Genomic DNA, 21,201 nt, shown 5'->3' on the forward strand with positions numbered 1-21,201 from the left:
GGGGGGGCGGGCCTGTCGACGATTATTGGCACGGAAACTTACGGCGCACTGACTCGCGGGCACAAAACGACTGCGCGTTAACCCGCGCCGAATCGGTCGTTTCGCGCTCCGATCGTGTCGCAATCGGGGGTAAAGCGCCGGTTTCGATGCGATCGCGGCGCGGTACGGACCCGCGCGTATCAGGATTGATCCGGCGCGGTGTCCGACAGCGGCAGGCTGATGCGCACGAGCGTGCCCGCGAGGCGCGGCGCGCTTTGGTATACGTGATCGTCGAGCGTGAGCGTGCCGCCGTGCTGGGCGGCGATCTCGCGCACGATCGCGAGCCCGAGGCCGCTGCCGTCGCCTTCGCGGCCGAGGATCCGGTAGAAGCGTTCGACCACGCGGTCGCGTTCCGCGGCCGGGATGCCGGGCCCGGTGTCCTCGACTTCGAGATGCACGCGCCGCGCCGCACGCTCGGCCCGCACGCGCACGGTGATGCGGCCGCCTTCGGGCGTGTAGCGGATGGCGTTGTCGACCAGGTTGCCGAGCATCTCGCGCAGCATCACGGGATTGCCGTCGACCTCGAGCGGCGCGTCGTCCTCCGGGCCTTCGTAGCCGAGGTCCATGCGCTTCGCGAGCGCGGCCTGCACCCAGTCGCGCACCGTGCGGCGTGCAAGCGCGGCGATCTCGACCGGCTCGAACGTCAGCCCGCTCGCGCGGTTCTCGGCGCGCGCGAGCGCGAGCAGTTGCGTGACGAGCCGCGCGGCCTGCTCGGAACTCGTCGCGATCTGTTCGAGCGAACGCTGCACGTCAGGCGGCACGGGGTGGCGCAGCGCGAATTCGGCCTGCGTGCGCAGCCCCGCGAGCGGTGTTTTCATCTGGTGCGCGGCGTCGGCGATGAAGCGCTTCTGCAGCGCCATGTTCTGTTCGAGGCGCGCGAGCAGGTCGTTGAACGACGTGACGAGCGGCTCGATCTCGGGCGGCGCGCGCTGCGCCTCGACGGGCGACAGGTCGTCCGGACGCCGTGCGCGGATGTGCGCCTGCAGCGCGTTGAGCGGCGCGAGCCCGCGCGACAGCCCGAACCAGACGAGCAGGATCGCGAGCGGCAGGATCACGAACTGCGGCAGGATCACGCCCTTGATGATGTCGTTCGCGAGCGCGTTGCGCTTGTCGAGTGTCTCGCCGACCTGCACGAGCACGGGCTGCGTGCCGTTCGACTCGGGCAGCGCGACGGTCGTATACGCGACGCGCACGTCGTTGCCGCGCAGCAGGTCGTCGCGGAACACGACGACGCCCGGCGGCGGGCGGTCCTCGTCGCGCGGCAGCGGCATGTCGGCCTCGCCCGCGACCAGCTCGCCGCGCGTGCCGAGCACCTGGAAGTACACGCTGTCGACGTTGTCCGCGCGCAGGAAGTCGCGCGTCTGCTGCGGCAGCGTCAGCTCGGCGACGCCGTTGACCGGATGGATCTGCCGCGCGAGCACATACGCGTTGGTCTCGAGCGCGCGGTCGAACGGGCCGTTCGCGATCGTCTTCGCGACGAGATATGTGACGGCGATGCTCATCGGCCACAGCAGCAGGAGCGGCGCGAGCATCCAGTCGAGGATTTCGCCGAACAGCGAGCGCGGCCGCGCGGCCTCGGGCGTGTCGGTTTCGTCGGGCGGCGCGAACGGGTTCTCGTAGCGCGCGTCGCGCGCGGCGTCGGCGGCGGACGGTTGATCGCCGGTCGGATGGCGGGAATGGGCCGGCGTGGCCATCGCGGCGACGGCCGGGTTCAGCGCAGCGGCGTGCCGGCCGCCGCGGACTGGGGCGCGGGCGAGTCGGCCGGCGCCGCGGGCGCGACTTTCTCGAGGCAGTAGCCGAGGCCGCGCACGGTGGAAATCCGCACGCCGCTCGGCTCGATCTTCTTGCGCAGCCGGTGGACGTACACTTCGATCGCGTTGTTGCTGACTTCCTCGCCCCATTCGCACAGATGGTCGACGAGCTGCTCCTTCGACACGAGCCGGCCGATGCGCTGCAGCAGCACTTCGAGCAGCCCGAGCTCGCGCGCGGACAGATCGAGCACGCGGTCGTTCGCATATGCGATGCGGCCGACCTGGTCGAACGCGAGCGAGCCGTGGCGCACGACGGTCGGGCCGCCGCCCGCGCCGCGCCGGGTCAGCGCGCGCACGCGCGCCTCGAGCTCGTTGAGCGCGAACGGCTTGGCCATGTAGTCGTCCGCGCCGAGGTCGAGCCCCTTCACGCGCTCGTCGACGCTGTCGGCGGCGGTCAGGATCAGCACGGGGAGATTGGAATTGCGCGCGCGCAGGCGCTTCAGCACGTCGAGCCCGGACATCTTGGGCAGCCCGAGATCGAGGATCAGCAGGTCGAAGGACTGCATCGACAGCGCGGTATCGGCCTCGACGCCGCTCTTCACGTGGTCGACGGCATAGCCCGATTGGCGGAGTGACCGGGTGAGGCCGTCCGCGAGTATGCTGTCGTCTTCGGCGATGAGAATTCGCATGTTGCTGACCGATGGCCGGCGGGGCGTTCGCGCCGGCGCGGCTGTCTCCGAAGTTATCCGTGTACAACGCAGCCTGCATTGCGGGCTTGCATAAAACACTGTTTTTTTATACAGTGTCTGCATTCGTGGGCAGCGCTTGAAAGCGGGCGCGCCTCTGACAGACGCTGCTCATCATAGCAAAGGACGATTCATGGAAGATAGCAAGAAGGGCTCCGGGATGACCGCCGAGAAGAGCAAGGCGCTGGCGGCCGCACTCGCGCAGATCGAGAAGCAGTTCGGCAAGGGATCGATCATGCGGATGGGCGACGGCGAAGCGGCCGAAGACATCCAGGTCGTCTCCACGGGCTCGCTGGGTCTCGATATCGCGCTCGGCGTCGGCGGCCTGCCGCGCGGCCGGGTGGTCGAGATCTACGGTCCGGAATCGTCCGGTAAAACCACGCTCACGCTGCAGGTCATCGCCGAACTGCAGAAGCTGGGCGGCACGGCAGCCTTCATCGACGCCGAGCACGCGCTCGACGTTCAATATGCGGCGAAGCTCGGCGTGAACGTGCCGGAGCTGCTGATCTCGCAGCCGGACACCGGCGAGCAGGCGCTTGAAATCACCGACGCGCTGGTGCGCTCGGGTTCGATCGACATGATCGTCATCGACTCGGTCGCGGCGCTCGTGCCGAAGGCTGAAATCGAAGGCGAGATGGGCGATTCGCTGCCGGGCCTGCAGGCTCGCCTGATGTCGCAGGCACTGCGCAAGCTGACGGGCACGATCAAGCGCACGAACTGCCTCGTGATCTTCATCAACCAGATCCGGATGAAGATCGGCGTGATGTTCGGCAACCCGGAAACCACGACGGGCGGCAACGCGCTCAAGTTCTACTCGTCGGTGCGTCTGGATATCCGCCGCATCGGTTCGATCAAGAAGAACGACGAGGTGATCGGCAACGAAACCCGCGTGAAGGTCGTCAAGAACAAGGTGTCGCCGCCGTTCCGCGAAGCGATCTTCGACATCCTGTACGGCGAGGGCATTTCGCGTCAGGGCGAGATCATCGATCTCGGCGTGCAGGCGAAGATCGTCGACAAGGCAGGCGCCTGGTACAGCTACAACGGCGAGAAGATCGGCCAGGGCAAGGACAACGCACGTGAATTCCTGCGCGAGAATCCGGAAATCGCGCGCGAGATCGAAAACCGCATTCGCGAATCGCTCGGCGTTGCCGCCATGCCGGATGGTGCAGGGCTCGACGAAGCCGAGGCGATGGACGAAGAAGAGTGATGGTCGGGCGCCGAGGTCAGGCTGGCGAACCGGAACCGAGCGACGCGCCCGACACGGCGGGTCGCTCCGGCCGGCAAGCCGAATCCTCGGGGGCCAACCGGCGGAGCGCGGGCAGTCGTGCCGCGACCCGCACCGCGACGAGGGCATCCGAGGATGCCCTCGTTTCGTTTGAGATGACCGCGCCGGTCGATCCGTTCGACGACGACGAATCGTTCGACGCGCACGACCGGTCGCGCCGTCGCGTGTCCGGTGTCAGCTTTCCGGGCGAGCGCGCGGCCGATGCGTCTGCGTCGGTCAAGGAAGATGTGTATACGCGCAGTAGCCAGCATCCGCGTCGCACGCGCCGTGCGTCCGGCGGTTCCGCCGGCACTGCTTCAGACGACGCATCCGGTGCCGCCGAGCGCAAGTCGTCGAAACCGCCGCGTTCGCTGAAGGGCCGCGCGCTCGGCTATTTGTCCCGGCGCGAGTACAGCCGGGCCGAACTCGCGCGCAAGCTCGCACCGTACGTCGGTGAGGACGAATCCGTCGAGCCGGTGCTCGATGCACTGGAAAAGGAAGGCTGGCTGTCCGACGCGCGCTTTGCCGAGAGTCTCGTGCATCGCCGCGCATCGCGCGTCGGCGTCGCACGCATCGTCAGCGAACTGAAGCGTCATGCGGTCGGCGACAGTCTCGTCGAGGAAGTGAATGCGCAATTGCGCGAGACCGAGTGGGCACGCGCGCAGGCCGTGTGGCGCAAGAAATTCGGTGCACTGCCGCAAACGCCCGCCGAGCGCGCGAAGCAGGCGCGCTTCCTTGCCGCGCGCGGCTTCTCGAGCTCGACCATCGTGAAGTTGCTGAAGGTCGGCGACGATTTCCCGATCGACGACTGACCGGTTCGGTCGCGCGCGCTGCGCGCGATTTTGCTGCAACGCAACCGTTTCCGGACAGGCGGGAATACCCGCCGTCGCGGCCGGATGCCTCAAATACCCAATATGCTAAAATCCACGGGTTTTCCTCTTCGGCCTCAACCTCCAGCATGCCGCTATCCGAGCCCGTGCCCCGTCAGTTGCGACATCGACGCGCAATCCGAGCGGAAGCCTACGAGCGCGGCGACGGCTTGTGGGACATCGAAGCCTGCCTGACCGACCACAAGCCGCGCGATGTCGCGCTTGCGTCGGGCATCCGGCCCCAAGGCCTGCCGATCCACGAACTCTGGCTGCGCGTGACTATCGATCGTGACCTCAATGTCGTCGACGCCGAAGCGTCTTCGGAGTGGGTTCCCTATCCCGGTCACTGTCAATCCGCCCCTCCCGCCTACCGGGCCCTCATCGGGCTCAATCTCTTCCGCAATTTCCGCCGCAACGCGAACCGGCTGCTCGCCGGCGTCGCAGGCTGTTCCCATCTCACCGAACTGTGCGCCGTGCTGCCGACGGCAGCGATCCAGGCGTTCGCCGGTGACGTATGGAACGTGCGCGAGGAGGGAGGCGAAGGACCGGACCATGACGGCGAGCACGCCGAACCGCCTTTCCAGCTCGGCCGCTGCCGGGCGTTGCGGTTCGACGGCGAGGTCGTGCGGCAGTACTACCCGCGCTGGTATGGCACGAACCGGCCGGACTTGCCCGGTGAGGGCAGCACGAAGGAATGAACGGAAATCATTCGAAGAAGCGTCTTAAGCGACATTTCATCCAACTCTCAGACTGAAGGGAATCACGCATGAAGATTCACGAGTACCAGGGTAAGGAAATCCTGCGGAAATTCGGAGTCGCGGTACCGCGCGGCAAGCCGGCGTTCTCGGTTGAAGAGGCCGTCAAGGTGGCAGAAGAGCTGGGCGGCCCGGTGTGGGTCGTGAAGGCTCAGATTCACGCGGGTGGCCGTGGCAAGGGCGGCGGCGTGAAGGTGGCGAAGTCGATCGAGCAGGTTCGCGAATACGCGAACCAGATCCTCGGCATGCAGCTCGTCACGCACCAGACCGGTCCGGAAGGCCAGAAGGTCAACCGCCTGATGATCGAGGAAGGCGCCGACATCAAGCAGGAACTGTACGTCAGCCTCGTCGTTGATCGCGTGTCGCAAAAGATCGTTCTGATGGGTTCGAGCGAAGGCGGCATGGACATCGAAGAAGTCGCCGAAAAGCACCCGGAACTGATCCACAAGGTCATCGTCGAGCCGTCGACGGGCCTGCTGGACGCGCAGGCCGACGACCTCGCCGCGAAGATCGGCGTGCCGGCTGCTTCGATTCCGCAAGCGCGCGCGATCCTGCAAGGCCTGTACAAGGCATTCTGGGAAACCGACGCATCGCTGGCTGAAATCAACCCGCTGAACGTCTCCGGCGACGGCAAGGTCATCGCACTCGACGCGAAGTTCAACTTCGACTCGAACGCGCTGTTCCGCCACCCGGAAATCGTCGCGTACCGCGACCTGGACGAAGAAGATCCGGCTGAAATCGAAGCGTCGAAGTTCGACCTCGCGTACATCTCGCTCGACGGCAACATCGGCTGTCTCGTGAACGGCGCAGGCCTCGCGATGGCGACGATGGACACGATCAAGCTGTTCGGCGGCGAGCCGGCGAACTTCCTGGACGTCGGCGGTGGTGCGACGACCGAGAAGGTCACGGAAGCGTTCAAGCTGATGCTGAAGAACCCGGACCTGAAGGCGATCCTCGTGAACATCTTCGGCGGCATCATGCGCTGCGACGTGATCGCGGAAGGCGTGATCGCCGGTTCGAAGGCCGTGAACCTGAACGTGCCGCTCGTCGTGCGCATGAAGGGCACGAACGAGGACCTCGGCAAGAAGATGCTGGCCGATTCGGGCCTGCCGATCATCTCGGCGGACAGCATGGAAGAGGCTGCGCAGAAGGTCGTCGCGGCTGCCGAAGGCAAGTAACGCTATCGAATACGCATGGCGGCGCGGCAGATACGCGACGCCAATCGAACAGAGGTCAAAATACATGTCGATTCTGATCAACAAGGACACGAAGGTCATCACGCAGGGCATTACCGGCAAAACCGGTCAGTTCCATACGCGCGCCTGCCGTGAATACGCAAACGGCCGCGAAGCATTCGTCGCGGGCGTGAACCCGAAGAAGGCCGGCGAAGACTTCGAAGGCATTCCGATCTACGCGAGCGTCAAGGAAGCGAAGGCCGAAACCGGCGCGACCGTGTCGGTCATCTACGTTCCGCCGGCAGGCGCAGCCGCTGCGATCTGGGAAGCGGTCGAAGCCGATCTGGATCTCGCGATCTGCATCACGGAAGGCATCCCGGTTCGCGACATGATCGAAGTGAAGGACCGCATGCGTCGCGAAGGCCGCAAGACGCTGCTGCTCGGGCCGAACTGCCCGGGCACGATCACGCCGGACGAACTGAAGATCGGCATCATGCCGGGCCACATCCACCGCAAGGGCCGCATCGGCGTCGTGTCGCGTTCGGGCACGCTGACGTATGAAGCGGTTGCTCAGCTGACGGCACTGGGCCTCGGCCAGTCGTCGGCAGTCGGTATCGGCGGCGACCCGATCAACGGTCTGAAGCACATCGACGTGATGAAGATGTTCAACGACGATCCGGATACGGATGCGGTCGTGATGATCGGCGAAATCGGCGGTCCGGACGAAGCCAACGCCGCTCAGTGGATCAAGGACAACATGAAGAAGCCGGTCGTCGGCTTCATCGCTGGCGTCACGGCGCCTCCGGGTAAGCGCATGGGCCACGCCGGCGCGCTGATCTCGGGCGGTGCGGATACGGCCGAAGCGAAGCTGGAAATCATGGAAGCGTGCGGCATCACCGTCACGCGCAACCCGTCGGAAATGGGCCGTCTGCTGAAGAAGGCGCTGTAATTTCCGCGTGGTTCGTCCTGCAAAAAACGCCGGCCTCGCCGGCGTTTTTTGTTATGCTCGCGCAATGAATTTGTAAGCCCCGGGCATGCGCGATGCATGTCCCGGCATTCACCCGGCGCGCCTGTCCGACAGCCGTTGCCCCGCACCCGATACCGCTCATGCTTGAATTCCTGACGTCGCTCCACTGGGGCGCGGTGTTTCAGATCGTCATCATCGACATCCTCCTCGGCGGCGACAACGCGGTCGTGATCGCGCTCGCGTGCCGCAACCTGCCGGCCAACCAGCGGTTGCGCGGCGTCGTGTGGGGCACGGCCGGCGCGATCCTGCTGCGCGTCGCGCTGATCGCGTTCGCGGTCGTGCTGCTCGACGTGCCGTTCCTGAAGTTCGGCGGCGGCCTGCTGCTGTTGTGGATCGGCGTCAAGCTGATGGCACCCGACGCCGGCGCGCACGACAACGTGAAGCCGGCCGACCGGCTGTGGGACGCGGTGAAGACGATCGTGATCGCCGACGCCGTGATGAGCCTCGACAACGTGATCGCGATCGCCGGCGCGGCCGAGCAGGCCGATCCGTCGCACCGTCTGGCGCTGGTGATCTTCGGGCTCGTCGTCAGTGTGCCGATCATCGTGTGGGGCAGCACGCTGGTGCTGAAGCTGCTCGACCGATTTCCGATCGTCGTGGCGCTCGGCGCCGGGCTGCTGGGCTGGATCGCCGGCGGGCTGATGGTGCACGACCCGGTCGGCGATCGCTGGCCGGTGCTCGATACGCCGGCGGCGATCTACGGCGCGAGCATCGCGGGCGCGCTGTTCGTCGTCGCTGCCGGTTACACGCTCCGGCGCCGCCGCAGCGCCTCGCACGCGCATTGACGTTGGCCGTCCGGCCGACTGCCGGGGCCGCGGCCCGCTGGCTACGATCGAAACGCCTGCCTGATTCGGCAGGCGTTTTTCGTTTCCGGAGCCAGTCATGTTCGAAGCCTTTTCCGTTTCCCTGTTCCGTCGCCTCGCCGCCGATCTGCGGCGCGCGAGCCGGCCGGTGCCGCGCTGGCGGCCGGCCGGCTTCACGCTGATCGAGCTGATGATCGTGCTCGCGATCGTCGGCGTGATCGCGGCCTATGCGATTCCCGCGTACCAGGATTACCTCGCGCGGTCGCGTGTCGGCGAGGGGCTCGCGCTCGCTTCGTCCGCGCGGCTCGCCGTGGCCGACAACGCCGCGAGCGGCGCGAGCCTCGACGGCGGCTATAGCCCGCCGGCCGCCACCCGCAACGTCGAATCCGTCGCCATCGACGGCGACACCGGCCAGATCACGGTGGCGTTCACCCCCCGCGTCGCCGCGGCCGGCGCGAATACGCTCGTCCTGGTGCCGTCCGCCGCGGACAAGGCCGACACGCCGACCACGCGCGTGCCGCTGAAAAAGGGCGCGATGCAGGCGGGCGCGATCGCGTGGGAGTGTTTTGCCGCCGGGAAGTCTGCGTCGTCGCTCCCGGCGCCGGGCGCGGGCCCGTTGCCGGCGGAAGCCGCGACGTTGCCCGCGCAATATGCGCCGGCGGAGTGCCGCGCGTAGTGCCGGGGGCATGCCGGCAAGTCCGTGGCCGCGTGCGTGGCGCGGCGCCCGCCGTGCCTGCCGGCCGGCTGCGCCCGCTCCGCGGCATGGGTGATGGCGCGACGGGGCCGCACAGAGGGGGGAAAGTTTTGTATAGTGCGCCGGTTGCTGACATCCGGTTCGCTCATGCCTTCTACTTTTTCCCGTTCGTTGCCGCTCGTTGCGCTGGCTGTCGCCCTGATCGTGCCGTACTCGATCACGAATCACACGTATCCGATCCCGACCTTCTATTCCGAGTTTGCCGCGCTGGTGCTGTATCTGCTGGTGGGTCTCTCCGTCGTGCTGCTTGCACGCACGGGCCGCCCGGCGGAGCCGTTCGCCGCGCCGGCCGCGTTCGTCGCGCCGCTCGGGTTCGCGGCGGTGCTGATCGCGCAGGTCGCGCTCATGCCGCTGAAGGTGCCGTCGATGAACTGGCTGGCGGTCGGCTATCTGGCCGCCGCGCTGGTCGCGATGCAGGCCGGCTACACGCTCGCGCGCGAGGGGCTCGCCGAAGCCGCCGCGCGCATGATGTCCGGCGCGCTGCTGCTCGGCGGGATGCTCGCGGTCGCGAGCCAGGTCGTGCAGTTGTTCCATCTCGAATCCGCAGTGTCGCCGTTCGTGGTGGTGTACAACATCGCGGTCGATCGCCGTCCGTACGGCAACATGGCGCAGGCGAACCACCTGGCGACCTACATCGCGTTCGCGCTCGCGGGCGCGCTGTATCTGGTGCAGACGCGCCGGCTCGCGGTATGGGCATGGCTCGCGCTGTCGATCGTGCTGTCGGTCGGGCTCGCGTTGACGGTGTCGCGCGGCCCGTGGCTGCAGGTCGCGGTGCTGGTCGTCGCTGGTTTCTGGATGGCGTGGCTCGAGTCGCGCCGCGCGCCGGGCAACCGCCGCGCATGGGTGATCCCGGTCGCGCTCGCGGTGGCCTTCGTCGCGGTGAATGTCGCGGTGCGCTGGGCCAACGTGCATTTCCATCTGGGGCTCGCCGAGTCGGCGGCCGACCGGATGCGCGACGCGGGGCAGATCGCGCCGCGCCTCGCGCTGTGGAAGTACGGGCTCGCGATGTTCCGCGAGCATCCGGTGCTCGGCGTCGGCTGGGGCGAGTTCCCGTCGCATCAGTTCGCGCTCGTGCGCACGCTCGGCGGTGTCGAGATCGCGAACAACTCGCACGACATCTTCATCGACCTGCTCGCGAAGTCCGGCCTCGTCGGTCTCGGCGTGCTCGTCGTTGCACTCGTGACATGGTTCGTGCGCGCGGTGCGCGCGCCGCAATCGAGCACGCGCGTGTTCGGCCTCGCGCTGATCGGCATCCTGTTGATGCATGCGCTCGTCGAATATCCGCAGCAGTACCTGTTCTTCCTGCTGCCGGCGATGTTCGTGATCGGCCTGCTCGAGGTGAAGCCGCTGCGCATCCTGCCGGGCCGCGCGGCGTTCGGGCTGTTCGCGGTGCTGTCGTTCGGCGGCGTGCTGGCGGCGGTGCCCGTGCTGCGCGACTACCAGCGCGCGGAAGTGCTGTATTACGGCAGCGATCCGGCCGCACAGTACCGCGATGCGCCGTCGCTGCTGTTCGGCGCGTGGGGCGACTACGGGGCGGCCACGCTGCTGGCGATTTCGCCGGACAACCTGCCGCTCAAGCTCGTTGCGCATGAGCGCGCGATCGCGCTGCTGCCCGGCGAGACGGTGCTGCGCCGCTATGCCGTGCTGCAGGCGCTGGCCGGTCGCGAAGCCGACGCGCTCGATACGGTCGCGCGCCTGCATGTGTTCGCGAAGGAGTTGAAGGACTGGCCGCAGCAGCTCGCGTCGCTGTACAAGCTGTGCGATCAGCAGCCGGAGCTGAAAGCGTTCAAGGCGGCCGTCGTCGCGAAGTACGGGGAAGTCCCGGCCAACGCGGACGACGACGACTCGGACGACGATTCCGAGTGACGCCGCGCGGCGCCGGGCGGGGAATCCCGGCGCTGGTCGGATCGCGGTGAGGCAGGCGAGCGATGGCGGCACGGGACGGTGCGGCGATTGCTTCCCTCGGGGAATGGATCACCGCCGAATCCGGCGGGATTCGCGTCAACCATTGTCAAATCGCCGCCACGCGCGAGGTGGCGCGTGCACAATGCGCGAAAGCGTACGCAGGCAAGGTCGCCCGGTGTGGGCCGCCCGGCGCGAACGCAGCGCCCGGATCTCCGGGAGCCGCCAAGCAGGATCGCGACCGGTCAGCCATCGGTCGCGCGGCCGTCACGGGGCGCCGGTCCGAGGGCCGCGGCGCAATGCGTTGCATCCCGGACGAAACCGGCCGGCGTGCGGCGCTCCTCCAGAACAGTGTTGAAGAACGATATTCGACCATGACTATTCGCTCGACCTACCTGATCCTGCCCGCTGTCGCCATGCTGTTTTCCGGCTGCGCGATGATGTCGTCGTCGCAGGACAGCAAGCTGACGTGCCACATTCCGCGTGCCGTCTATCCGGATAGCGCGAAGCCGCTCACGCGCCCCGTCACCGTGCTCGTGCGCGCGCTGATGACGACGTCGGGCGAAGCGCAGAACGTCACGATCACGACGAGCAGTCGCAACACGGCCGCGGATCGCGCGGCAGTCGAAGCGATGACGCACGCCACCTGTACGCAGACGGGCGCGACCGCGAATCCGTTCTTGCTGACACAACCGTTCGTGTTCGAGCCGCGTCGCGGTGAGTGAGGGGCGGCCGGCGCTGCCGGTCATGCGGCGTCGCGCCAGCTGCTCGCTGTCGTTTCTTCTCCGCCGCTGTGCGCAGCCGCGGTTCAATGCTGCGGCATCAGATTTGCCCCGTGACAAGCCGGCTCGGCCGCCTTGCGCAGCCCGAGCATCGTGAACCCGTTGCGCTCCTGGCGCATCAGCGCATAGCGCCGCGCCACCGTGTTTCCGTCCTCGCCGGTCAGATCCAGTTCGACCTCGAAGCGATCCTTGCTGTCACAGCAGCCGCGCACGGGGCCGGACGCGAACCCGGTATCGGCAGCGTTGCTTGCGGCGTGGAACGCCTCTCGGTCATCCAGCGCCGCCGCGGCGGCCGCGGATTGCGGACTTGTTGCACGCGGTGTTGCGCGTCGACGGCGGCGCGCACGGCAGTGTCGGCGGGGCAGGGGCTGGCGGCGAAGACGGTGGGCGATACGGTAACGCACACAGCACGAGTGCGGCGCGCTGCAGCGATTTGTTCATCGAATGGAGCTGCGGGCGTCGCGAGGGGATTCAGTCGTGTGAGGCAGTGGTCATTCGGACAGGGAACGACAGTTTCTCCAGTCTTTCATCGAGCAGCGAATAGAGCGTGTTCGTATCCTGATCGAAGTACCGGCTGTTATCGACGATCTCGTCGACTTTTTGTTTCCAGGTCCTGCCTGCGTCAGTGCTGCTGACCAGCAGAGGGACCGGGGGATCATCGATTGCCTGCCTGGGGTCGGTCGCATAGACGAGCAACAGGCCGTCGCGGCCCACGTCGAGGTCGCTCAGGATGAGCTTCCTGTCAAACGTGGTCACTTGTCGGACTCGCTCGGGGTGCGTGTCTGCCCATGTTGAAAGCACGCCGGGCCGGCGTGCTCGATCGGGATCGGTATCGCCGCCGCTCTCGTCGTCGAGGAGAGACAGTGCGTAAAGCGCGTAACCACCGGTCGTGGCCGGTGTCGACGCGAGACGGATGACGGTCTGGTTCGGCAGGACGGTATCGGGAACGAACGTCTGCTGATCCGGCGCGAGCCGATATACGACGCTGCGAGCGGGGGCCGTGGCCGACCGTTTGACATGGCAAGCAACTCGCAGGGCGCCGTCGGGGCCTAGGTTCACTGCGTTGAAATTGCGCCAGGGGCTACCGGGGGCCATTGCATCCGGCGGTAGTGCAATCCGCTGCCAGGACTCGCCGCCGTCGGATGTTCGCCGGACGGCCGGGCCCCGGCCGATCGCGTAGCCGTGCCGTGCGTCGATGAAGAGGAGCTGATCGATGTCTTCGTCCTCGTGCCATTCAAGTTGCGACCAATGGCGGCCACTGTCGAGCGATTTCCAGACACGGGTTTGCTGCCAGATGAAGTCGTCAGCGGGGCGCGGCGACGTATAGTTCATCCGGCCGACACTGATCAAGTGGACATGGCCATCTCGTGAATGCCACCACGCGATGTGCTGGCCGGGCGCTTGAAAGACGCGCTGCAGTCCGCGATCGAGCGTGCCGCGGAAGAAATTCGCGGTCCGCCGATTGAGGGTTTCCGCCGCATTGTTCATCCATGGTTCGGTGGGTTCGGCAACCGTCGGATTCTTCCACTCGTCCGCAGGCTTCAGCGTTACCACGGGATCGGCGATCGTGAGCGACATGATTTCGTTGCCGGTGATGTAGAAATCACCGATACCTGTCGGCGGGTCGGGCCAGGTGATCTGCGACGAAACGGTTTCCCATCGGGGGCCGGAGTTTTCGTACAGCAGAATCAGTACGATGCTTCCGATCGTGACGGCGGCCAGCCGCTTCAGTCGGGATCGATTGCGCATGGGACTGGCTGAAGTCGATACAGGGATCATGTGGCTGGCCGTGCCGTGGACCTCGTCCGATTCTGCGGACGCGGCCCGCGGCAAAGGCGTCGGGCGGCGATCAGAATTGCCGTTTGCGCAGCGTATAGGCGAACACTGAATAGAGCGTGTTCGTTTGTGGGTCGAAGTAGCCGCCCTGTGAGGCCTTGTCGGTGGTCTGCCGCCACGTCTTTCCGCCGTCTGTGCTGCTGATCGTCAGGTCGATCGGGGCGCCACCGCCGTTCGCGGTGTTCGGGTCGGTCGCGTGGACCAACAGGACGCCGTTGCGACCCGCGCTCAGTCCGTTGAGCGTCAGCGGGCTGTCAAACGCATGTAGCGCCCGGATGTGGTCGGGGTGCTCACTGGTCCAGGTCGAAACGACGCCCGTACCACGACCGCTGCCGGATTCGCCGTTTGTACGCGACAACGCATACAGTGCGTAATCCCGGGCGGGTGCCGGCGGCGATTCGAGGCTGACGATAACCTGTCCGGGAAGCACCGCTTCCCGGACGAAGTCCTGCTGACTCCACGCGAGCCGCCACACAACTGTCATCGGTTGCGGATGCTCGGCGTCTTCGATCTGACATGCAATGCGTAGTACACCGTCGGGACCGAGATTGGTACCGTCGAAAGTCCGGCGCGGCTTGCTTGGGATGGTGGCACCGGGCGGCAGCTTGATTTCCTGCCACGATTGCCCGCCGTCGGCCGTGCGCCATACGTGTGGCCCCCAGCCGATCGCATAACCCCGTTGCGCATCGATGAACAGCAAGCGATTGATGTTGCGGTCGGCCGCCCATTCCAGCTGGGACCAATGCTGGCCACCATCGCTCGACTTCCAGAGCCTGGTTGTCTGAGGCGAAGCCCCGTCACCGGGACGCGGTGCCGCGTAGTCCATCCAGCCGGTACTGACGTACAGGACCTGCCAGTCAGGCGTGTACCACCATGAAGCGGTCTGGCCCGGTTGCTGGAAGTGGCGCGCGACGCTACCGCCCAGCGTGCCGCGCAGGAAACTGACCGTCGACCGGTTCAGCCGCTGGTTCGAATCGTCCATCCAGGGTTCGGCGAATTCCGCGACGTCAGGACTCTTCTGTTCGCTCTCCGGCTTGAACCTGAGCTCCGGTCTCGCAACCTTCAGCGACATGAAGTCGTTGCGTTGCACGCGAAATGCGCCTGCCCCGTACGGCTTGTCGTTGCGCATGAATTCGGTCGATACCGTTTCCCACCCTGAAGTCATTTCCGTGTATCCGTAAATAGCGATCGGGAGAACAAGAACGCATCCCGCGACCCAAAGCCATCGTTTTCCCATTTGCATGTCACTTCACCAGCAGCCTTCCGAGCGCCTTGCCGACCGGATCGTCGACGTCCCACCCCTCGGCCTTGTTCCTGAGAACGGGAATGGCCGAATCGCGCGCCTGTCCCCACGTTCTGCCGTCGCCCCATTCCTGAATGTTTGGACGTGTCCCGATCCTGACGAGATCCATGATCGGCAGGTCCGCCAGCCCGCCGTCCAGATAAGCCATCGGGTGCGTCTTGAATGCGAATTCCTTGAACTTTTCGGTGTTCATTTCCAGCTCGAACTGCGGCCACGTCATATCGACGCCACCGTTTCCCGGTGTTGGGCTGGCCATCTGGATCGTATTGCCCATCATGTTTTGATTCAGCCCGTCTTCCATGTTGACCTGAAGCAGCTTCCTCGCTTTGTTCAACCACGCCTTCCCCTGGGGGCTGAGTCGAGGGTAGAGATTCGCTCCATAGTCGGAACAGTAGTAGTAGCCGTAGCTGATGTAGTAATCGGGCGGCTTATGCCCGCATCCGACATGACGCATCATGAAGTTTCCATGCCGCGACCAGTCGGAATCCGAACTCTCCGGCTCTATTAATCGCTCGCGCCGGTGCAGGAGCTTGTGCGCAACATCGGAGTCGGTCCACGGATCCCACGATAGCGCGAAGCCCTTGATGGTCGACCAAATGCTCGACATGCTGACCTTTTCGACCGTCTCCAGATAGGCGCCGTGAAGTGGCCGATAGTAGAACGGACAAGTGCCGACGATCCATTTCGGTGCCGGCGTAACATGCTTGTCGCAGATCTGGATAGCCACCTTCGGCCGATCCTTGTACCCCGTCGGCGTCAGCATCCCCGCGCCGGTACCCAGCACGTTGTCCTTCTGTTGCACGTCAGCCATTCGATTTCCCTAAGAACTTGACGATGACGTCATGCGGCACGTGGCTCTGCGTGAGCCCCGTCTCGCCTGCCGCGTTGGTGACGCCTTCCGAGATCAGCGCGCCGTTCGAGAACATCTGGTATCGCGTGTTCGCGACCGGAATGTCGGTGCCGGCCCAGTGCGCGATGAACGCCTGGTCGTAGTTGCCGCTCGAGTTCGGCAACGTCGGCTGGGTTTGCGACAGGTGCGTGGGGCCGTTGAACACGTGCTGCGCGCCCTTGATGTCGATCTTGCCGGGTGCGTGCACCTCGATGTTGCCGTCCGCGATGCGGATGTAGGCGCCGCCGGACGTCAGCAGGATTTCCTTCGCCGCCGCGCCTTCGATCGACTGCGTGGCCGCCACCAGTTTCAGCGCCTTCTGCGCAGTCAGTTCGATGTTGTCCGCGTGCGCCTGGATTTCCACCTTGCCCTTGCCGGCGAACAGCTTCATGCCTGCGTTCTGCGCGAACAGGCTGATCCGGTCGAGGACGCTCGCGATCAGCGACTTCCCGGCAGCGACGTGCGTGCTTTGTCCGCTGACGAGGTTGACGTGACGGTCCGCGACGAACTGCACGGATTGCTGCGTCGACAGCGCGATGCCGGCCGGGCTGCCGAACAGCATCACGGGTTCCTTGAACGCATTGGCGCTGCCGGTTCCGCCGCCGCCGGTTCGCCCGCCCGACGCGCTGCCGCTCACGCTGTTCTGCGTCGCGTCGCTGAACTGCTTCAGCGCCGAGTGGCCGGCGTCGAGCGACTCGCCCTGATGCTGCGCGCTGACCTCGGACATCGCTTCCATCAGACCTTCCGCCCTGACGAGCTGCTCTTGCGTTTCCTTCACGTCGAGCGGCTGGCTCGCCGGCTGTTTCGGATGCGTCGTGACGTACAGGCCGCGGTTCGCGCGAACCGCGCCGAATGCGTCGGAGCGCAGGTCGAAGCCGCTGCCGAGATAGCTGCCGCGGTCGTTGCCCGTATGGTCGATCAGGTAGCCCAGGTGCAGGTGCGTGTTTGCCTGGCTGCTGTACAGGTGCACGCGGTTCTGCGACGTCGCGTCGTCGAGCACCAGCTGGTTGAAGCCTGCGCCCGAATATTCCCTGGACCGGTATCCGGACAGGATCCCGTTGCTGTGCCATTGCGGACGGGTCGCACCGTTGTACAGCTTTCCGACGACGATCGGACGATCGCAGTCGCCGCCGAGGAAATCGACCAGCACTTCCTCGCCGCTGCGATGAGGGTGAACGGCACCATAGCCATTGCCCGAATCCGACGCGGCGGCGCGCAGCCAGCACGAGGCCTTCTCGTCGCCGTCGTTGAGGCGATCCCAGTGGAAGCGGACCTTGATGCGGTTGAGTTCGTCGGTATGGACTTCCTCGCCTTGCGGCGCGACGACGATCGCCGATTGCAGATGCATCGGCGGCTTCGGATGTTCGAACGGGCTGCGGAACGGCACCGTCGTGCGCTGCGCTTCGATGCTGACCTGAAAAATGCCCTCGCTGCCGTCCGGATGCCGGACGTGCGGCAGGTCCGCGCCGCCGGCCCGCACAAGATCGTCGATTTCGGTCTGCAGGCTATGCGGGAACCTGGCCTGCCGATCGCCCACGGGCAGGTTGTTGGCGATGCGCCAGACCGTCTCGATCACGGCGAAGCGGCGCTGGCCGGCATCGTCCTTGTCGTGTTCGGGGTGATCGGCGAGCTCGAACGTGCGTCCCGCCTCCATGCGCCGGACGCCACCGATGCCGTGAAAGCGCTTCGCAAGCGACTCCTGCTCCTCCATCCAGATCTTCGACAGATGGTCGCCGCGAGACTGTTCGGGGTACGTGTAGGCGCCGGTGAATTCGTAGACTTCGAGCTGCTGCGGCAGGTCGCCCTGGTTCGCGATCGTCGGCGTGTGGGTTGCCTTCGGATTCGACGCGGTGGGCGGCTGTTTGTAGTCAAACGTGCGCGTCGTGCGCTCGACGCTGCGCAGCGTGCGCGTGCCGGAAAACTGGACGAGCGTGTCGGCCTCGTCGTGTGCGCCGGCGTGATGAAAGCGCAAGGTCTGCGGCGACAGCGCGGGCAGCGCGTCGATCGTGTCGACGACGACGAGCTTGTGCGACTTGCCGTCTTGCGCCTGCTCCCAGAAACCGTACAGGCCTTCCGATTCCAGCAGGCGGTGCACGAAGTTCCAGTCGTCCTCGTATTGCATGCAGAACGAGCGCGACGGAAGCGGCCGGTGGAGCCTGAAGTCGAAGCAGCCCTTGGCTTGCGGGTGCTGGTTCAGGACGTCGGCGATGATCTCGTCGGCGGGTTTGTCCTGCCAGATGCGCTGGTCGCGGCGGAACTTCAGGAAGTGCAGGAACGACGCGAAGACGATCTGGTAGTGCGTGAGGCCGCTGTCCGACCCGAGCCGGCGGGCTGCATGCACATACCCGTGGTGCGGCGCGTACGACTTGTCGGCCTGCTGGATCCGCAGCGTGACGGGCTGCGCGATCAGCTTCTTGAGCTCGATACCGTCGGACACCGACACGGCGTCGACGGTGAACTCGAAATGACGCCCGAGCCGCGATCGCCCCTTGACGCGATGGGGCAGCAGGACGTCAGGGCCGAGCGGCGTCTCCAGCTTGACGAGTCGTTCGTCCTGGATCGGCCCGGCCTGCAGCGCGTTTCTCAATGCTTGCGAATTCATCACCCGTGCTCGCTTTTTTTTGTGCTGGGTCGCACGCTCTCCCGTGCGGAATCCGGTAATTGTATGAGATAAACGGCAGTTATCTCGAATTTGCCTTTCAACGATATTTCAAATACGGTCAGCGCGTTGGCCTGACAGGGGAGGCCGCGCACGTCATGCAGTCGAACGACGGTCGGGCGTGGGTCGTACCGGGCCCGACCGACCGCCCCTGGGCCGCTCAGCCCGCCGCGTCCTCCGCCTTCCAGTCCCCCGACTTCCCGCCGCGTTTCTCCCTGACGCTCACGTCGGTGATCACCATCCCGCGATCCACCGCCTTGCACATGTCGTACACGGTCAACAGCCCGACCTGCACGGCAGTCAGCGCTTCCATCTCGACGCCGGTGCGCCCGAACGTCTCGACCTGCGCGACGCAGTGCACGCCCGGCAGTGCGTCGTCGAGTTCGAAGTCGACGGCCACGCGCGTCAGCGCGAGCGGATGACACAGCGGAATGAGGTCGGCGGTGCGCTTCGCGCCCTGGATCGCGGCGATGCGCGCGACGCCGAGCACGTCGCCTTTCTTCGCCTTGCCGTCGCGGATCAGCGCGAACGTCGCCGGCAGCATCCGGATCGTGCCGCGCGCAATCGCGATGCGTTGCGTTTCCTCTTTGCCGCCGACGTCGACCATGTGTGCGTGGCCCGCGGCGTCGAAATGGGTGAGTCCTGACATGTCTTGCTCCAGTGGAACGGAGTGCGCGCGCGAGCACGTCCCTCGATCCGGCTTCGCGATCGGCCGGGGGCGCCGAATCCCGTATCCGCACCCCGATCCGATCCAACGTTTCAACGGGCGCCTATCATAGCAGTGGCCTTCGCGGCGCCAAGCGCGCAGATGGCGCATTTGCCGCGCGGGACAGTCGCGATGTCGCCGGTACAATGACCCGAATATTCAGACCAAACGCCGCGATGCGCGCCCGGCGCGCGGGACGGCGTCGCTTTCATCCTGCCATGCGTGTCAAACAGTTGCTTGCCGTGTTGCTGTCGGCGGCGCTCGTGCTGCCGCCGAGTGGCCACGCACAGCGCACGTCCGCGCTGCCGCTCGAGCCGGCGGCAGGCGCGTCGCCGTCGATTTCCACGGTGCCGTCCGGCATCGCGACCGGCGTATTCGGCACCTACGGCGGCGCGGAGAGCCGGTTTTCCGGCGCCGACGGCGCGTCCGCACCCGTCGCGAGCCTGCGCGCACCGCTGCGCGCGCTGGAGCTGCCCGACCTCGGCGACGGCTCCGGCGGTTCGCTCACGCCGCGGGCCGAACGGCGTCTCGGCGAGCGCGTGATGCGCGAGGTGCGGCGCGATCCCGACTATCTCGACGACTGGCTCGCGCGCGACTACCTGAACGCGATCGCGAAGCGGCTCGCGGCCGCGGCGGCCGCGCGCTACATCGGCGGCTACATGCCGGATTTCGAACTGTTCCCGGTGCGCGATCCGCAGATCAACGCGTTCTCGATGCCGGGCGGCTTCATCGGCGTCAATAGCGGGCTGGTCGTCACGACGCAGACGGAGTCGGAACTCGCATCGGTGGTCGGCCACGAGATGGGCCACGTGCTGCAGCGGCACATCGCGCGGATGATCGGCGCGAACGAGAAGACCGGCTACACGGCGCTCGCGACGATGCTGCTCGGCGTGCTGGCGGGCGTGCTCGCGCGCAGCGGCGATCTCGGCAGCGCGATCGCGATGGGCGGGCAGGCGTACGCGGTCGACAACCAGTTGCGCTTCTCGCGGTCGGCGGAGCGCGAGGCCGATCGCGTCGGGTTCCAGCTGCTCGCCGGCGCCGGCTACGACCCGTACGGGATGCCGGGCTTCTTCGAACGGCTCGAGCGCGCGTCGATGGGCGACGCGGGCGTGCCGGCCTATGCGCGTACGCACCCGCTGACGGGCGAACGGATCGCCGACATGGAAGATCGCGCACGCCGCGCGCCATATCGGCAGCCGCGCCAGTCGGCCGAATACGGCTTCGTGCGCGCACGGCTGCGCATTCTGCAGAATCGCGCGCCGAACGACATCGCGGCCGAGGCGCGCCGGATGCAGCTCGAGCTCGACGATCGCACGGCGCCGAACGTCGCGGCGAACGAATACGGGATCGCGCTCGCGAACCTGCTGCTCGGCCAGTACGACGCGGCCGACAAGGCGCTCGTGTCGGCCCGTGCCGCGTTCGACGCACGCGAGCGGCGCGCGGACGATCCCGAGACGAGTTCGCCGAGCCTCGACGTGCTCGCCGCCGACATCGCGCGCCGCGCGGGCCGGACCGACGACGCGGTGCGGCGCGCGGCGCTCGCGCAGCGGCGCTGGCCGGCATCGCACGCGGCGATCGTCGCGCACCTGCAGGCGCTGATCGCCGCGCGCCGCTTCGCCGAAGCACAGACGCTCGCACGCACGGAGGCGCAGGCGGATCCCGAGCAGCCGGACTGGTGGGACTATCTCGCGAAGGCGAGCGACGGCCGGGGCGACGTGCTCGCGCGGCGCCGCGCGCTCGCGGAGAAGCTGGCGCTCGACGGCGCGTGGCCGTCGGCGATACGCCAACTGAAGGAGGCGCGCGACGCGAAGGACGTGTCGTTCTACGACCAGTCGATCATCGGCGCGCGGCTGCTGGAATTCGAGGCGCGCTACAAGGAAGAGCGCGAGGACGAGAAGAACGGTCGCGGATAACGGCCGTCAGGCGGGCAGGGTGGGTTGT

General features: G+C 66.5%; 17 protein-coding genes and 1 pseudogene. 10 read left to right on the forward strand and 8 right to left on the reverse strand.

The window, feature by feature from the left end:
• Positions 1 to 179 precede the first annotated feature (179 nt).
• Entirely contained in the window at positions 180 to 1,733 is a 1,554-nt protein-coding gene (locus WS45_RS22470) for a sensor histidine kinase (protein WP_059690627.1), read from the reverse strand.
• 17 nt (positions 1,734 to 1,750) lie between these two features.
• A complete protein-coding gene (locus WS45_RS22475) occupies positions 1,751 to 2,479 on the reverse strand; it encodes a response regulator transcription factor (protein ID WP_059528042.1) in 729 nt (242 codons plus the stop codon).
• A gap of 190 nt (positions 2,480 to 2,669) precedes the next feature.
• Between WS45_RS22475 and recA the strand changes: the two genes are divergently transcribed.
• The 9 genes from recA to WS45_RS22520 all read left to right on the forward strand — a co-directional run bounded on the left by recA (position 2,670) and on the right by WS45_RS22520 (position 11,810).
• Entirely contained in the window at positions 2,670 to 3,743 is a 1,074-nt protein-coding gene (gene recA, locus WS45_RS22480; protein WP_059465716.1) for a recombinase RecA, read from the forward strand.
• Positions 3,743 to 4,612: a recombination regulator RecX gene (gene recX, locus WS45_RS22485; protein WP_059701749.1), complete on the forward strand. Its 870-nt coding sequence runs from the start codon at positions 3,743 to 3,745 to the stop codon at positions 4,610 to 4,612. Before recA ends, recX begins: the two co-directional genes overlap by 1 nt.
• 146 nt (positions 4,613 to 4,758) lie before the next feature.
• Positions 4,759 to 5,367 (forward strand): DUF2889 domain-containing protein, encoded by a 609-nt coding sequence (locus tag WS45_RS22490; protein WP_059528036.1) that lies wholly within the window; start codon positions 4,759 to 4,761, stop codon positions 5,365 to 5,367.
• 68 nt (positions 5,368 to 5,435) lie between these two features.
• Positions 5,436 to 6,602, forward strand: a complete 1,167-nt coding sequence (sucC, locus tag WS45_RS22495) for an ADP-forming succinate--CoA ligase subunit beta (RefSeq protein ID WP_059528034.1) — start codon at positions 5,436 to 5,438, stop codon at positions 6,600 to 6,602.
• A gap of 64 nt (positions 6,603 to 6,666) precedes the next feature.
• Entirely contained in the window at positions 6,667 to 7,548 is an 882-nt protein-coding gene (gene sucD / locus WS45_RS22500; protein WP_010090788.1) for a succinate--CoA ligase subunit alpha, read from the forward strand.
• A gap of 158 nt (positions 7,549 to 7,706) precedes the next feature.
• Complete coding sequence (locus WS45_RS22505) at positions 7,707 to 8,411, forward strand: TerC family protein (RefSeq protein WP_059690625.1); 705 nt, start codon at positions 7,707 to 7,709, stop codon at positions 8,409 to 8,411.
• Positions 8,412 to 8,508: 97 nt separating this feature from the next.
• Entirely contained in the window at positions 8,509 to 9,105 is a 597-nt protein-coding gene (locus tag WS45_RS22510) for a pilin (protein WP_059701751.1), read from the forward strand.
• 165 nt (positions 9,106 to 9,270) lie between these two features.
• Positions 9,271 to 11,049 (forward strand): PglL family O-oligosaccharyltransferase, encoded by a 1,779-nt coding sequence (locus WS45_RS22515; protein WP_059701753.1) that lies wholly within the window; start codon positions 9,271 to 9,273, stop codon positions 11,047 to 11,049.
• A gap of 410 nt (positions 11,050 to 11,459) precedes the next feature.
• Complete coding sequence (locus tag WS45_RS22520; RefSeq protein ID WP_059528021.1) at positions 11,460 to 11,810, forward strand: TonB family protein; 351 nt, start codon at positions 11,460 to 11,462, stop codon at positions 11,808 to 11,810.
• Positions 11,811 to 11,893: 83 nt separating this feature from the next.
• On the opposite strand, the pseudogene WS45_RS22525 reads toward WS45_RS22520, so the two are convergent.
• The 6 genes and pseudogenes from WS45_RS22525 to moaC form a co-directional block, all read right to left on the reverse strand.
• Positions 11,894 to 12,169, reverse strand: a pseudogene (locus WS45_RS22525) (hypothetical protein); the annotation flags it as partial.
• Positions 12,170 to 12,338: 169 nt separating this feature from the next.
• Positions 12,339 to 13,616 carry a WD40/YVTN/BNR-like repeat-containing protein gene (locus WS45_RS22530; RefSeq protein WP_082722001.1) on the reverse strand — a complete coding sequence of 426 codons (1,278 nt, stop codon included), beginning with the start codon at positions 13,614 to 13,616 and terminating at the stop codon, positions 12,339 to 12,341.
• A gap of 100 nt (positions 13,617 to 13,716) precedes the next feature.
• Positions 13,717 to 14,868 carry a WD40/YVTN/BNR-like repeat-containing protein gene (locus WS45_RS22535; RefSeq protein WP_059701757.1) on the reverse strand — a complete coding sequence of 384 codons (1,152 nt, stop codon included), beginning with the start codon at positions 14,866 to 14,868 and terminating at the stop codon, positions 13,717 to 13,719.
• A 79-nt stretch (positions 14,869 to 14,947) separates the two neighbouring features.
• Positions 14,948 to 15,817 (reverse strand): hypothetical protein, encoded by an 870-nt coding sequence (locus WS45_RS22540; protein ID WP_059690619.1) that lies wholly within the window; start codon positions 15,815 to 15,817, stop codon positions 14,948 to 14,950.
• Positions 15,810 to 18,497: a type VI secretion system Vgr family protein gene (locus tag WS45_RS22545; RefSeq protein ID WP_059701759.1), complete on the reverse strand. Its 2,688-nt coding sequence runs from the start codon at positions 18,495 to 18,497 to the stop codon at positions 15,810 to 15,812. The genes WS45_RS22540 and WS45_RS22545 overlap by 8 nt, the downstream gene beginning before the upstream one ends.
• 217 nt (positions 18,498 to 18,714) lie before the next feature.
• Positions 18,715 to 19,203, reverse strand: coding sequence for a cyclic pyranopterin monophosphate synthase MoaC (gene moaC / locus WS45_RS22550; RefSeq protein WP_059528009.1), 489 nt, complete (start codon positions 19,201 to 19,203; stop codon positions 18,715 to 18,717).
• Positions 19,204 to 19,478: 275 nt separating this feature from the next.
• Here moaC and WS45_RS22555 point away from each other — a divergent pair, with 275 nt between their 5' ends.
• Positions 19,479 to 21,173 (forward strand): M48 family metalloprotease, encoded by a 1,695-nt coding sequence (locus WS45_RS22555; RefSeq protein WP_059701761.1) that lies wholly within the window; start codon positions 19,479 to 19,481, stop codon positions 21,171 to 21,173.
• Positions 21,174 to 21,201: the final 28 nt, after the last annotated feature.

It is taken from the genome of Burkholderia sp. RF2-non_BP3 (genome assembly GCF_001522185.1).
Classification (GTDB): Bacteria; Pseudomonadota; Gammaproteobacteria; order Burkholderiales; family Burkholderiaceae; genus Burkholderia; species Burkholderia diffusa.

Bases quoted from the DNA above. Each gene is read 5' to 3' on its own strand.
- WS45_RS22470 (WP_059690627.1), bottom strand. From the start codon at position 1,733: ATGGCCACGCCGGCCCATTCCCGCCATCCGACCGGCGATCAACCGTCC.
- WS45_RS22475 (WP_059528042.1), bottom strand. From the start codon at position 2,479: ATGCGAATTCTCATCGCCGAAGACGACAGCATACTCGCGGACGGCCTC.
- recA (WP_059465716.1), top strand. From the start codon at position 2,670: ATGGAAGATAGCAAGAAGGGCTCCGGGATGACCGCCGAGAAGAGCAAG.
- recX (WP_059701749.1), top strand. From the start codon at position 3,743: ATGGTCGGGCGCCGAGGTCAGGCTGGCGAACCGGAACCGAGCGACGCG.
- WS45_RS22490 (WP_059528036.1), top strand. From the start codon at position 4,759: ATGCCGCTATCCGAGCCCGTGCCCCGTCAGTTGCGACATCGACGCGCA.
- sucC (WP_059528034.1), top strand. From the start codon at position 5,436: ATGAAGATTCACGAGTACCAGGGTAAGGAAATCCTGCGGAAATTCGGA.
- sucD (WP_010090788.1), top strand. From the start codon at position 6,667: ATGTCGATTCTGATCAACAAGGACACGAAGGTCATCACGCAGGGCATT.
- WS45_RS22505 (WP_059690625.1), top strand. From the start codon at position 7,707: ATGCTTGAATTCCTGACGTCGCTCCACTGGGGCGCGGTGTTTCAGATC.
- WS45_RS22510 (WP_059701751.1), top strand. From the start codon at position 8,509: ATGTTCGAAGCCTTTTCCGTTTCCCTGTTCCGTCGCCTCGCCGCCGAT.
- WS45_RS22515 (WP_059701753.1), top strand. From the start codon at position 9,271: ATGCCTTCTACTTTTTCCCGTTCGTTGCCGCTCGTTGCGCTGGCTGTC.
- WS45_RS22520 (WP_059528021.1), top strand. From the start codon at position 11,460: ATGACTATTCGCTCGACCTACCTGATCCTGCCCGCTGTCGCCATGCTG.
- WS45_RS22530 (WP_082722001.1), bottom strand. From the start codon at position 13,616: ATGCGCAATCGATCCCGACTGAAGCGGCTGGCCGCCGTCACGATCGGA.
- WS45_RS22535 (WP_059701757.1), bottom strand. From the start codon at position 14,868: ATGACTTCAGGGTGGGAAACGGTATCGACCGAATTCATGCGCAACGAC.
- WS45_RS22540 (WP_059690619.1), bottom strand. From the start codon at position 15,817: ATGGCTGACGTGCAACAGAAGGACAACGTGCTGGGTACCGGCGCGGGG.
- WS45_RS22545 (WP_059701759.1), bottom strand. From the start codon at position 18,497: ATGAATTCGCAAGCATTGAGAAACGCGCTGCAGGCCGGGCCGATCCAG.
- moaC (WP_059528009.1), bottom strand. From the start codon at position 19,203: ATGTCAGGACTCACCCATTTCGACGCCGCGGGCCACGCACACATGGTC.
- WS45_RS22555 (WP_059701761.1), top strand. From the start codon at position 19,479: ATGCGTGTCAAACAGTTGCTTGCCGTGTTGCTGTCGGCGGCGCTCGTG.